Genomic DNA, 12,071 nt, shown 5'->3' on the forward strand with positions numbered 1-12,071 from the left:
AGTAAATATTTTCGTAACGTCGATTAGATGTGCGTGCGGCTCTCAGTCCTGGAAGATAGTGTACGATCGGTCACGATCGCGGGGCGCTCTCTCGGGTCTGCGGCGGGCGCGAGGAGACCGGCGCCGTCGCGTTCGTCCCGAACAGAAAGCCCATTACGTCGCCCCCGAACCTCCGTCCGTCGGCGGCACCCGCTCGACTCGCCGCCGACAGCCACTCGTGCGGACCGCGGCACTCTCCCCTCCCCGCCGCGGCCGCTACTCGTACTCTCTCCCCTCTCCTCCCTCGCCGCGCCGTTCGACGAACGCGACGATCGCCTCCGTCCCCCGAAATCCCTCCGCGAGACGATCGACGACTTCGCCCCGCTCGAACAGCACGAGCGTCGGCACGCTCCGGATCGCGTACTCCTCGACGAGCGGGAGGTCCTCTCGCGGGTTGAGGAGCGCGACCACCGCGTCCGTGGCCCGCGCGACGTTCCCGAGGACCGGTTCGATGCTCCGACAGAGGGTACAGCCCTTCGTGTGGAAGTCCACGAGCACGAGGTCGTGGGCCGCGACCAGCGCGTCGAGGTCGTCGCCGTCCCGCAGGCGGACGGGGCGGTCCGGGCGCTCGCGCGCCGCGGCGAGCGGATCAGTTTCGGCGGTCGTGTCGGTCACGCCCTCCGGTAGGTCCGCCGACTACTTACCTCCGTCACCGGCGCGTGAGCGTCGCGCCCTGGCTCGCGAGCAGCGCGCCCGTCTTCAGGCGGGCGTTCGTCGCGTACTTGCGGACGAACCGGTGGACCGGCGTCCGTCGCCCGCGAGCGCGCGTCGCGCCGCGCCGGATCGCGTCGAGCACCGCGTCGACGGGCACCTCCTCGGACGCCGCGGCCGTCGTCTCGACGACCACCTCCGTGTACGCCCGCCCGACCATCGCGGGCGTGTGGGCGTCGCTCCCCCCGACGCGGGCGTATCCCCGCTCGGCGGCGAACCGCCGGGCCGCCCGCCGCCGGACGCAGAGGAGCGAGCAGGCGTTGTACGTCTCGACCGCGTCGCAGTCGTCGACGGCGGCCGCCCGGACCCCGTGTCGGAGCCGCTCGAACGGGTGGGGGACGACCGCGACGCCCCCCCGGTCGCGGACGCGCTCGACGGTGCGCGCGAACGATTCGCCGGCGGGCGGGCACCGATCGACGCCGAGCGCGAGCAGGTGTCCGTCGGCGGTCGACACCTCGACCCCCGGAACCGCGAGCAGCCCGTAGGAGGGGGCCAGCTCGACCGCCCGTAGCGATCGCTCGATGGCGTCGTGGTCGGTCACGGCGATCGCGTCGAGCCCCGCGGCGCTCGCCCGCGCGAGGAGCTCCCCGACCGTCCCCGTCGCGTCGTAGGAGCCCGCCGAGTGGGCGTGCGGATCGACGGTCAGCCGTCGGGTCCTCACGCGCCGACCTCCAGGTAGAGGCAGCCGGCGGCGACGGCCAGCGCCGCGAGCGCGGCCAGGGCGTGGCTGCGGTCGGTCTTCGGCGCGCGGTAGTCCGACACCATCAGCGGACTGACGAGGACGAGGAGCGCGCCGGCGATCCAGCCGTTCGGAACCCCGGTGAACGCCGCCGAGAGGTAGCAGCCGACCGCCACGAGGTTCGTGTGGACGACGGTCGTCCCCCGGTAGTAGCTCGTCCCGTCCTCCGCGATGAACCCCTCGTCGTTGTGCCGTACGAGCCGGAGGCCGCCGAACGCGACCACGAGAAAGCCCACGACGAGGCTGGCGTAGACGGTCGGCGCGAGCGCGTAGTGATAGAGGAGCGCCGCGCTCACGAGGTAGACGAAGACATCGATGAAGGAGTCGATCTGCCGGCCGAACGCCGAACTGACGCCCGAACGGCGCGCCCAGTACCCGTCGAGCTTGTCGAAGCCGTAACCGCCGAGCATCGCCAGCACGGCCCAGTTCGGTTCCCCGGAGAGGAAGAGCACGGCGCTCGCCCACCCCCAGAACAGCGCCGCGAGGCTGATGTAGTCCGCGACGGTCAGCCGCCGGAGGACGTTCTCCCGCTCGAAGCGCGGCCCTCGTCGGTCGACCCGCGTCACGACCCGCCGGACCGCAGACCCGATTTCGTCGGACATCGCGTACAGTCACGCCTGCGACGAACTGATTTATAAATATTTCGCATATAATATTTATTTAGATCTAAATATGGGTATTTCTGCCCCCTATCGCAGCCGTCGCCGACCGCGGCGGGTCGCGTTCCGGAACCGGTAGTACGTGTGGAGCGTCCGCGCCTCGAAGCCGTTTGCCTCGAACACCCGCTGGGAGGGGCGGTTGTCCGTGGCGACGAGCGCGGCCGCCCGGTCGGCTCCGCGCTCGCGGGCCGCCCGAGCGCCCGCCGCGACGAGCGCCGTCGCGATACCGCGGCCGCGGTGGGCGGGCGGGACGTAGAGCCGCCAGACGTACGCCCCGTCGGTGCGCACCGTCGCGCCGAGCGGCGGGACGCGGACCGGCCGCCCGACGCTGACGACCACCTGTCCGGCGGCCTCGCCACCGTCGTCGCTCCGGGCGACGACGACGGTATCGTCCCGGGCGAGGTCGCCGTCGAGCCGTTCCAGCCCCGCGTCGGCTCCGCTCTCCCGTGCGAGCGTCACGTCGGCGGGGGGCGCGGGCGCGGGAAGGCCCTCGTCCAGGTCGCGGACGTACTGGTACATGCGGGCCCCGGTGACGCCCCGCGCCGCCAGCCACTCGTACAGTCGCCGAGCGCGGGCGGTGCGGGTCACGCGCCAGAGGGGGAGGCGGGCGGCCATTGGGTATGTATTCTGCCCCCGGGGAATATAGTTCGTGGTCCGGGGGTCGCCGGCCGCCGTCTTCGCGAGGGTGACCGGCCCCGAGGCGCTTCGCGCGGTGGTGACGGGCGAGGAGGGCATCGTCGAGGGACTCACGGCGGACACCGTCGTCGTCGACACGAGCACCGTCTCGCACGACGCGACGACGGCCGCGACCCGGAAGGCCGCCAGCGCGACCCGGTCGCTCGGGTCGGCGAGGAGGACGCGGCGGCGCTCGTCAAACACCTCGAAGCGACGACCGGCACCACCGTCGGCGGGCGGGAACGGCGTCGGTGATTGTCCCCTCGGGGCTACAGTCAACCCGTCTCTGAAAAACGAGTAAGGAGCCATGCGGTGTGTTGTGAGGTGAGGTGTAATTCGATGACAATGGACGCGGTCGTGTACAAGGGACCGCACGACGTCGCAGTGGAGGAGGTTGACGAACCGGAACTCGAGAGCCCGAACGACGTACTCATCGACATCACGACGACGGCCATCTGCGGCTCCGACCTCCACATGTACGAGGGGCGGACGTCCGCCGAACCGGGGATCGTCTTCGGTCACGAGAACATGGGGACCGTCACGGAGGTCGGCGAGGGCGTCGAAACGCTCTCGGAGGGGGATCGGATCGTCCTCCCGTTCAACGTCGCCTGCGGGCACTGCCGGAACTGCGAGAACGGCTTCACGGGCTTCTGCACGAACGTCAACCCCGGCTTCGCCGGGGGCGCGTACGGCTACGTCGCGATGGGGCCGTACAAGGGCGGGCAGGCCGAGAAGCTCCGCGTGCCCTACGCCGACTTCAACGCGCTGAAGCTTCCGGAGGGGAACGAGCACGAGGACTCCTTCGCCCTGCTCGCGGACATCTTCCCGACCGGCTGGCACGGGACGGAACTGGCGGGCCTCCAGCCCGGCGAGTCCATCGCGATCTTCGGCGCGGGACCGGTGGGGCTGATGGCCGCCTACAGCGCGAGGATCAAGGGGGCCGCCGAGATCTACGTCGTCGACCGCGTCGAGAGCCGTCTCGACCTGGCGGTCGAGCACTGCGACGCCACGCCGATCAACTTCGAGGAGGCCGACCCGGTCGAACAGATCAAGGAGGCCCACGGCGACGGCGTCGATCGCGGCGTGGACGCCGTCGGCTACCAGGCCATCGACCCGGACACCGATCCCGGCGACGAGGCCTACGACCCCGCCCGGGAGAACCCGGCGGTCGTGCTCAACCAGCTCATCCAGGTCGTCCGCGCGACGGGTCAGCTGGGGATCCCGGGGCTGTACGTCCCGTCCGACCCCGGCGCGCCCGACGAGATGGCCGCCCAGGGTCGGCTCGGCATCGACTTCGGGAAGCTGTTCGAGAAGGGCCTGCGCCTCGGCACGGGCCAGTGTAACGTAAAGCAGTACAACCGGCAACTGCGCGACCTCATCATCGAGGGGCGCGCCGACCCCAGCTTCGTCGTCTCACACCGCGTCGGCCTCGACCGCGCGCCCGAGATGTACGAGCGGTTCGACGAGCGCGAGGAGGGCGTCACGAAGGTGCTGCTCGAGCCGTAACCGTCGCTACCGATCTCCGTTTTTCGACGCGTTCAGGTGCGGAGCCACGCCTTCGGGTGCTCGGCCCTGAGGTGGTCCTGGTAGAGCCTCGTCATCTTCGAGTGGGATCCCGCCACCGCACGCCAGTCACAGCGCGTACATCTGCCGATCGGCATACGAGGACGCGTACTCGGGTGGCACGTATCCCTCTGACGGAGACCGTCCCGTCGTTCCAGGTCCGCCGCAGTCACCACAATCGTTATTCTTCCGCTCGACGGTACGTACGGTCGTGTGCCTCTACTGTAACGTCGGGGAGGGCTGGTCCGCGCTCCTCCAGTACGACGAGGTCTACCAGAACGCCGTTAGGGGACGGAGCGAGTCGACCTACGGCTTCCACGAGTCCTACGAGGAGCTGCGCGAGCAGATCGGGCCGGGCGCGTCGCCCTGAGGAGGTCACTTCAGCAGCGTCTCGCGCGGGAAGGGGTCCTCCTCCTGCGTCGCGTCGGACTCGCCGGGGTCGAGCAGACACGCGTCGAGTTCCGCCCGCTGTCGATCCGGATCGAGGTCGGTCCCGATGAACACCAGCCGCGTGACCGGGTCGTCGTCGCCCCACTCCCCGATGGGGCCGACGCGCAACGACGGGCCGGCCTGGTTCAGCCCGATCACCTCCTCCGGGCGACTCGCGAGCCGGCAGAAGCCCTTCGCGCGGACGACCGAGCCGTCCCAGTCGTCGAGCCAGGCGGCGAAGCGCCGCGAGTGGAACGGCCGGTCGCGCTCGTAGACGAACGACTCGACGCCGTGGGCCTCCGCGGCGGAGCGATCGCGGCCGTGATCGTGGCTGTGCTCGTGATCGTGGTCGTGCCCGTGATCGTCACCGCCCCCGTCGTCGCGCCCGCCGCCCGCGAGTTCGCGCTTCCAGCCCTGTTCGCGGCTCGCCGCCTCGAAGTCGAACCGCCCGGTCGCGAGCACCGCCTCGGGTGGGACGTCCGAGTGAGTCGTCCGGTGCAGCGCCGCGCGGGGCTGGAGCCGCCGGATCACGGCCTCGATCTCGTCGAGCACGTCGTCGGGCACCGCGTCGCACTTGTTGAGCAGGAGCACGTCGCAGAACTCGATCCCGTCGACGAGCACGTCGGCGAGCGGGCGGTCGGGGTCGTGACCGGGCGGGAGGTCCGCGCCCGCGTCGAACTCCTTCCAGAACCCGTACGCGTCGACGACGGTCACCACGGTGTCGAGGCGGTAGTCGTCGACGGGGTCCGGTCCGTCCTCGGAACCGACGGTGAGCGTCCGCGCGATGGGGACGGGTTCGCTGATCCCGGAGGCTTCGACGACGAGGTAGTCGAACGTGCGCTCGCGGGCCAGCCGCACCACCTCGGTGACGAGGTCGTCGCGCAGGCGACAGCAGATGCAGCCGTTGGAGAGGTCGACGATGCCGTCCGCCTCGGCCTCGACGAGCGCCGCGTCGACGTTCACCTCCCCCACGTCGTTGACGATCACCGCGACCCGCCGGTCGCCGGGCGCGGTCAGCAGGCGGTTCACGAGCGTCGTCTTGCCCGCCCCGAGCGCGCCCGTGACGACCGTCACCGGAACCTTCGTGTCGCTCATCGCCGGGGAGTCGTCCCGCGACGGCAAGTATCCGCCGTCCGTCACTTCAACTGACTGTTCTGCCGCCGTCTACGTTCGGTGGCGCGGGCTCCCCGCGACGGCCGCCCCTCCGCGCCAAGGCCTAACTGGCGGGCGGACGAACGACTCGCCATGTCGAAACCGCGTTCGCTCCTCGGTTCGCTCGCGCTCGCGGCCGCCGCCCTCCTCGTCCTCGCGCGGCGGCGACGGGATCCCGACCTGACGCCGCCGTTCTGAGCCGCTACGCCCCTCCTTCCGCCGACAGTCGCCAGAGCGCCCGGTACAGGGTCTGGAGCTCGACGTCGAGGTCGTCGGCCAGCGCCCGACACCGCTCCAGGTACCGGAGGTACTCGTCGACCGACGGCGGGTCGGGGTAGCCGTCGGCCAGCGCGCCGGCGTCACGGAGCGCGGTCCAGGTCCGTTCGTCGACGACGACGTACGCCGACGGGTCCGCGTACTGGAGAACGGCGGACGCGATCGGTACGTCCACCCCGCGCAACCGGAGCAGTCGCTCGACCTTCTCGCCGTCCGCCGCGATCCCGACGACCGACTCGACGACCTCGCTCACGGTCTCCCACTCGTTGTCGCGGAACCGGCGCTCGGCCGCCTCCCGCTCCCCGTGCGGGAACTCCCCGAGGTACCGTCTGAAGTACCACCAGACGATCCACTCCACGTCCTTCCAGAGGACGGTCCCGCTCTCGAACGCGTCGGGCAGCGTCTCCAGGTAGTCCCGCTCGACGAGGTACAGGGGTTCCTGTCGCTCGTAGTCCCGGCTCAGTTCGACCACGACCGCTCTGTCGAGTTTCATCCGTGACTCACCACCTCCGGCGGGTGCACGCCGGCGTTCGCGCTCGCCGCGATCCGTCCGGCTAGACGGCGGCGGCGCCCCTAACCCTACCGGGAGCGCGGGCCGTCCGCGTTCCCGGCGACCCGCGGGACGATCCCTCGCCCCGCCGCACGGTCTCGACGCGACGAACGTCGGCGGGTGGTGCGTAAGTTTCAACCCCCCGCGCCTCGTCTGACGACTGGTAACGTAGAACAGTCGCGTCGGTTCGGAAACCGATCGCCGGCGCCGATCGCGACAGACCACCGAGAGACACACCACACCAGTCATGAGCCAGGAAGCGAACGAGGGAGTTTGTACGATCTGTCCGTACTGCGGCGTCGGGTGCGGGCTACAGCTTCAGGAGGGCGAGGAGGAGGGAGAGGTACGCCTCAAACCGTGGTTCGACGCGCCCGTCAACGAGGGCGCGCTCTGCATCAAGGGCGGCGCGTCGACGGAGGTGGTGAACCACGAGGACCGCCTCACTGAGCCGCTGATCCGCGAGGACGGCGAGTTCCGCGAGGCGACGTGGGAGGAGGCGTTAGAGCGCGTCACCGCGGAGATGGGGCGCATCCGCGAGGAGTACGGACCGGACGCGATGGGCTTCTTCGGGTCCTCGAAGTGCACGAACGAGGAGAACTACGTGCTCCAGAAGCTGGCCCGCCGGTACGGCACCAACAACGTCGACAACTGCACGCGGATGTGTCACGCCTCGACGGTCGCGGCGCTCAGGCAGAGCCTCGGCGCGGGCGCGATGACCAACAGCATGCAGGACCTCATGGAGGAGGCGGACGTGTACTGGATACACGGCGCCAACCCGAGCGAGCAGCACCCCATCGCGCACAGCAAGTACTTCAAGCAGGCCGCCCTCGAGGACACCTTCGTCGTCCAGGTCGATCCGCACGCGAACAAGACCAGTCGGGACGCCGACCTCCACCTGCAGGTGAAACCGGGGACCGACATCCCGCTGCTGAACGTCGTCCTCAGGACGATCCTCGACAACGGCTGGGTGGACGAGGAGTTCGTAGCGGAGCGGACGGAGGGCTTCGAGGACCTCGTCGAGACGCTCGAGGACTTCGACGTCGAGGAGGCGGCCGAGATCTGCGACGTCCCCCTGGAGGACATCCAGCGGGCGGCCGAGACGTACGCCACCGCGGACAACGCCGCTATCTTCACCGGGATGGGGATGAGCCAGCACGCCTGCGGGACGGACAACGTCCAGAACCTCATCAACCTCGCGCTCGCGACGGGCAACCTCGGCCGGCCCGGGACCGGCGTGAACCCGCTCCGCGGGCAGAACAACGTCCAGGGGACCTGCGACGTGGGCGCGATGTACAACACGTTCCCCGGCTACATCCCCGTCGACGACGACGAGGGGCGCGCGGAGGTCGAGGCGGTGTGGGGCTTCGAACTGCCGCCGGAACCCGGGCTGTCCAACGTCGAGATAACGCAGGCCGCCGGCGAGCAGATCCACGGGGCCTACGTCATGGGCGAGAACCCCGTCATCAGCGAACCGAACGGCAACGAGGTGAGAGAGCACCTCGAACGGCTCGAGTTCATCGTCGCGCAGGACATCTTCATGTCCGACACGGCCGAACTGGCCGACGTGGTCCTCCCCGCCACCTCGTGGGCCGAGCGCGGCGGCACCGTGACGAACACCGACCGCCGCGTCCAGCTCATGCGGCCCGCGACGCGCGTTCCCGGGAACACGCGACACGACCTGGAGATCCTCTGTGAGGTCGGCACGCGCCTCTTCGGGGAGGGCTTCGACTTCGAGACCCCCGAGGAGGCCTTCGAGGAACTCAGGGAGGTCGCGCCCATCTACCGCGGCATCACCTACGAGCGGATCGGCTTCGAGGGCATCCACTGGCCCTGCTACGACGAGGACGACGAGGGCGATCCGTTCCTCTACGAGGGGTCGTTCGACACGCCGAACGGGCTCGGCAAGCTCCGGGGGGTGAGACACCAGCCGCCGAAGGAGGTCGAGGACGAGGAGTACCCGTTCGTGCTGACGACGGCCCGGCTGGAGGAGCACTACAACACGGGGACGATGAGCACCCGCTCCCCGACGCTGATCCGGCGGACGCCGGAGAACTTCGTCGACATCAACCCCGTCGACGCGGAGTCGCTGGGGATCGAGGACGAGCAGTACGTGCGGCTCGTCTCGCGTCGCGGCGAGGTGCGCGTCAAGGCGCACGTCACCGAGGACGTGAAGCCGGGCATCCTCTGGTCGACGCCGCACTTCGCGGACTCCCCGATCAACCAGTTGACGAACGACGTTCTCGACCCGGTCGCGAAGATCCCGGAGTACAAGGCGTCGGCAGCGAGCGTCGAGGTCGACGTCGAACCGACCCCCCAGCCGGGCGACTGACCCCGCTACCGGCGTTCGCGGTCGGTTCGTCGGCCCCCGAACGCGGTGGCGAACCCCTCCGTTTCCACTCCAGGACCGAAACGTTCCTGTATTCGATGAATCCGTGCGGTTTTCTCGGGAGCGGCGCGTACCCGCGATCATGTCCACCGCCGTCGTCGTCGCCGGGGGTCGCTCGACGCGCTTCGGCGAGGCCGACAAGGCCGTCGCCGACCTCGCCGGGACGCCGATGATCCGCCGGGTCGCGGACCGCCTCGCCGGAGTCGTCGACGCGCTGGTCGTCAACTGCCGCGAGGAACAGGTCTCCGCCGTCCGGGCGGCGCTCGACGGCTATCCTCTCGATACCGCGTTCGCCGTCGACGACGACCCCGACGAGGGACCGATGGCCGGCATCCGGACCGGACTCCGCGCCGTCGAGGACGAGTACGCGTTCGTCGTCGCCTGCGACATGCCGTTCGTCGAACCGGACGTGGTCCGGTACCTGTTCGAGCGGGCGACGGGACGCGACGGCGGCGAGGCGGGTGCGGACGGCGAGACGCGGACGCGGTCGTACGACGCGGCGGTTCCGCGCCTCGACGACGAGTGGTTCCAGACGACCCACGCGGTCTACCGGGCGGCGGCGATGGCCGACGCCTGCGACGCGGCGCTCGAACGCGGCGAGCGCCGGGTCGTCGCCCCGCTGTTCGAACTGGACTACGTCGTCGTGGACGAACCCGCGATCCGGGCGCGCGGCTCGCTCGACACGTTCGAGAACGTGAACACCCGCGAGGAGTTCGCGGCGGCCGAGGAGCGCCTCGCCTAGACGGTCGCGATCAGTTCACCGCGGTTCAGCCGCGTCAGCGCGACGTAGGGTACGTCGGCGCGCTCTCTGATCGTCCGGGCGACGGTGCGGGCGGTCCGCTCCCAGTCCTCGTCGTCCACCTTGTTGAGCACGGGGATCACGGTCGCGCCGTCGGGGACGTTCTCGAATCCGCCCTCCGGGTGGGCGAGCACCGTCGCCACGTCCTCGGCGCGGACGGTGTCGCCGACCTCACGGCCGGTGAGGGCCGCGACCCGCTCGGGGCGGTGGACGTACTCCGCCGTCAGCGGGCGGCCGACGACCTGCACGCTGGCGATGGCGAGGACCGCGTCAGTGCCGTCGGGCAGTCGCGGTTCGTCCTCGCCGGGGGCCTTGAACTCGCGCATCCGCGCGCCGTCGGCCTTCACGAGCACGGCGTCGAGGTCGGACCCGGCCAGCGCGCCCACGTCGTCGGGATCGTACCCCAGGTAGCGGTCGCCCTCGCGCTCGGGGACGACGCCGAGCGGCCAGTCGTCCGGTCCCGCGGACTCGGCCGCCGCCGCCGGGTCGTCGGTGACGACGACGCGCGCGACGTGCTCGTCGAAGAGCGGAATCCTGACGGTCGCGGTCACCACCGCGCGATCGAGCCGGTTCGCGAGGGTGTAGAGCGCCGTCTTCTTCCCGCCCGCGCCGACGACGGGGACGAGCGGCGCTCCGACGTCCGTCTCGGGAACGAGCGCCTCGGTGAGGTCCATGGGGGATCCTCGTGCGCCGTGGATTTCACTGCTACGCCGGTCGTGCGCGAGGCGCGCGGTCGCGGCCGCCGCTGGCGGGCGGCTGAAGAACGTCGAGAACGAATGGCGGCGGCGGTGCCTACTTTCCGCGGCCCCTGTTCGCGCCGACGCTGGGGCGGGACTTCTCCGCGCCCGTGCCGCGGTTGTTCAGGCCGCGCCCGCGACGGCCGGCCCCGGTCTTGCCGCGGAAGGCGCGCCCGCGCTGGGAGTCGTCGCAGATCCAGTTGAGGTCGTCGTCGTTCCTGATCGCGCCGTGCTCGGGATCGAGGAGGATCACCTCGAACCACTTCTGGGAGCCGTCCTCGCCCACCCAGTAGGAGTTGAGGACGCGCAGGTTGCGGAACTTCCGCGAGGCGCGCTCCTCGGCGACGCGCTGGAGGTTCTTCTTGCGAGTGATCTTGCGGACGCCCTGGCGCTTCGAGCGGCGTCCGGCCGTGAAGCGCTGCTTGCGCGCGCCGCCCTTGCGGACGCTGACGCGCGCGACGACGACGCCCTGCTTGGCCTTGTAGCCGAGCGAGCGGGCCTTGTCCAGACGGGTGGGGCGTTCGACGCGCTCGATCGCGCCCTGATCGCGCCACTCCTGCTGGCGCTGCCACTGGAGTTCGGCCAGCTTGCCTTCCTTCGGGTTCTGCCACGCCTCTCGGATGTGGGAGTAGAAGCTTCGTGCCATGGTGTGCTCCGACGGGCGTTGGGTGGTTCAGCGCGAGGGCGGTTCGACGAACCGCGCGCGCCACATTCCGGCCTGCTCCGGTGTGCAGGTGCCCGCTGGGGCCCGTCCGACCAGCGAGTCAGCGTGACTACTCCGATGGCGTACTTAGGGCCTTCGAAACGCCACTTCGCGACTCGGGCCCCGTCACGTCCGACAGCGTCGCCCCCCGCGGACGAGGAAGGCGATCGCCGCCCCGAGCAGCGCGAGGTTCTTCAGAAAGTGGATCTGCTGGGCCTGCTTCTCCTCGCCCTCGCGGTTCCAGAAGTCGTGCATCAGCGGCGTGACGCCGAGGAAGAACGTCGCGACCGCGGTCGCCGCCAGCCGCGGCAGCCTCCAGAGCGCGATCCCGGTGCCGCCGAACAGTAACGCGCCGCTCGCGAACGGGACGGCGAGGTCGGCCTTCGGCACGCCGTTCCCCTCCGCGTACTGGACCATCCCCTCCAGGCTCTGGAAGTTGTCGAGCGCCATGAACGCGAGGACGCCGCCGAACAGCAGTCGCGCGAGGCGGGACGGGGGCGCGTCCGCCGGTTCGTCGGTCGAGTCACCCATCGACCTCACCCATCGATTCGTGGTACCGCATACCTCTCACCAGTCGCGCGACTGCCTTAGGTGTTGGTCGTGCGGCAGCCCGGCCCGCCCGGCGCGACCCTCATATCCGCTCGGCGCTTACC

The 12,071-nt window shown here is 70.3% G+C and carries 15 protein-coding genes; 5 read left to right on the forward strand and 10 right to left on the reverse strand.

Going from position 1 to position 12,071, the window contains the following annotated elements; genetic code table 11:
- Positions 1-255: 255 nt before the first annotated feature.
- The 4 genes from P1K31_RS12110 to P1K31_RS12125 all read right to left on the reverse strand — a co-directional run bounded on the left by P1K31_RS12110 (position 256) and on the right by P1K31_RS12125 (position 2,883).
- Positions 256-654, reverse strand: coding sequence for a thioredoxin family protein (locus P1K31_RS12110; RefSeq protein WP_276303581.1), 399 nt, complete (start codon positions 652-654; stop codon positions 256-258).
- A 34-nt stretch (positions 655-688) separates the two neighbouring features.
- Positions 689-1,411, reverse strand: coding sequence for a CehA/McbA family metallohydrolase (locus P1K31_RS12115; RefSeq protein WP_276303582.1), 723 nt, complete (start codon positions 1,409-1,411; stop codon positions 689-691).
- Positions 1,408-2,091, reverse strand: a complete 684-nt coding sequence (locus tag P1K31_RS12120) for a CDP-alcohol phosphatidyltransferase family protein (protein ID WP_276303583.1) — start codon at positions 2,089-2,091, stop codon at positions 1,408-1,410. Before P1K31_RS12120 ends, P1K31_RS12115 begins: the two co-directional genes overlap by 4 nt.
- Before the next feature lie 87 nt (positions 2,092-2,178).
- The gene (locus P1K31_RS12125) at positions 2,179-2,883 is read right to left on the reverse strand and encodes a GNAT family N-acetyltransferase (protein ID WP_368410805.1); all 705 of its coding nucleotides are present in this window, start codon (positions 2,881-2,883) and stop codon (positions 2,179-2,181) included.
- On the opposite strand from P1K31_RS12125, the gene P1K31_RS21890 reads away from it, so the two are divergent.
- Both P1K31_RS21890 and P1K31_RS12130 read left to right on the forward strand, forming a co-directional pair.
- Positions 2,864-3,124 carry a hypothetical protein gene (locus P1K31_RS21890; RefSeq protein ID WP_368410806.1) on the forward strand — a complete coding sequence of 87 codons (261 nt, stop codon included), beginning with the start codon at positions 2,864-2,866 and terminating at the stop codon, positions 3,122-3,124. The two genes, P1K31_RS12125 and P1K31_RS21890, sit on opposite strands and share 20 nt — an antisense overlap.
- Positions 3,125-3,168: 44 nt before the next feature.
- A complete protein-coding gene (locus P1K31_RS12130) occupies positions 3,169-4,329 on the forward strand; it encodes a glutathione-independent formaldehyde dehydrogenase (RefSeq protein ID WP_276305741.1) in 1,161 nt (386 codons plus the stop codon).
- Positions 4,330-4,361: 32 nt separating this feature from the next.
- Here the strand turns inward: P1K31_RS12130 and P1K31_RS12135 are convergent, their stop codons facing one another.
- Positions 4,362-4,484, reverse strand: a complete 123-nt coding sequence (locus P1K31_RS12135; RefSeq protein ID WP_276303585.1) for a hypothetical protein — start codon at positions 4,482-4,484, stop codon at positions 4,362-4,364.
- A 113-nt stretch (positions 4,485-4,597) separates the two neighbouring features.
- Between P1K31_RS12135 and P1K31_RS12140 the strand changes: the two genes are divergently transcribed.
- Entirely contained in the window at positions 4,598-4,756 is a 159-nt protein-coding gene (locus P1K31_RS12140) for a hypothetical protein (RefSeq protein ID WP_276303586.1), read from the forward strand.
- A 5-nt stretch (positions 4,757-4,761) separates the two neighbouring features.
- On the opposite strand, the gene P1K31_RS12145 is transcribed toward P1K31_RS12140, so the two are convergent.
- Both P1K31_RS12145 and P1K31_RS12150 read right to left on the reverse strand, forming a co-directional pair.
- Entirely contained in the window at positions 4,762-5,910 is a 1,149-nt protein-coding gene (locus P1K31_RS12145) for a CobW family GTP-binding protein (RefSeq protein ID WP_276303587.1), read from the reverse strand.
- Positions 5,911-6,169: 259 nt separating this feature from the next.
- Positions 6,170-6,736 carry a hypothetical protein gene (locus P1K31_RS12150; RefSeq protein ID WP_276303588.1) on the reverse strand — a complete coding sequence of 189 codons (567 nt, stop codon included), beginning with the start codon at positions 6,734-6,736 and terminating at the stop codon, positions 6,170-6,172.
- A 304-nt stretch (positions 6,737-7,040) separates the two neighbouring features.
- On the opposite strand from P1K31_RS12150, the gene fdhF reads away from it, so the two are divergent.
- On the forward strand, positions 7,041-9,122 hold the full coding sequence (fdhF, locus tag P1K31_RS12155) for a formate dehydrogenase subunit alpha (protein WP_276303589.1): 2,082 nt from the start codon (positions 7,041-7,043) through the stop codon (positions 9,120-9,122).
- 139 nt (positions 9,123-9,261) lie between these two features.
- Positions 9,262-9,921: a molybdenum cofactor guanylyltransferase gene (gene mobA, locus P1K31_RS12160; RefSeq protein WP_276303590.1), complete on the forward strand. Its 660-nt coding sequence runs from the start codon at positions 9,262-9,264 to the stop codon at positions 9,919-9,921.
- Here mobA and yqeC read toward each other — a convergent pair.
- From yqeC to P1K31_RS12175, 3 genes are all read right to left on the reverse strand, one after another.
- A complete protein-coding gene (gene yqeC / locus P1K31_RS12165; protein ID WP_276303591.1) occupies positions 9,918-10,652 on the reverse strand; it encodes a selenium cofactor biosynthesis protein YqeC in 735 nt (244 codons plus the stop codon). The two genes, mobA and yqeC, sit on opposite strands and share 4 nt — an antisense overlap.
- A gap of 118 nt (positions 10,653-10,770) precedes the next feature.
- The gene (locus tag P1K31_RS12170) at positions 10,771-11,361 is read right to left on the reverse strand and encodes a 50S ribosomal protein L15e (protein WP_276303592.1); all 591 of its coding nucleotides are present in this window, start codon (positions 11,359-11,361) and stop codon (positions 10,771-10,773) included.
- Positions 11,362-11,544: 183 nt separating this feature from the next.
- Positions 11,545-11,949 carry a DoxX family protein gene (locus P1K31_RS12175; protein ID WP_276303593.1) on the reverse strand — a complete coding sequence of 135 codons (405 nt, stop codon included), beginning with the start codon at positions 11,947-11,949 and terminating at the stop codon, positions 11,545-11,547.
- Positions 11,950-12,071 lie beyond the last annotated feature (122 nt).

Origin of the sequence: Halomarina halobia (genome assembly GCF_029338575.1) — an archaeon.
In the GTDB taxonomy this organism is placed as follows: domain Archaea; phylum Halobacteriota; class Halobacteria; order Halobacteriales; family Haloarculaceae; genus Halomarina; species Halomarina halobia.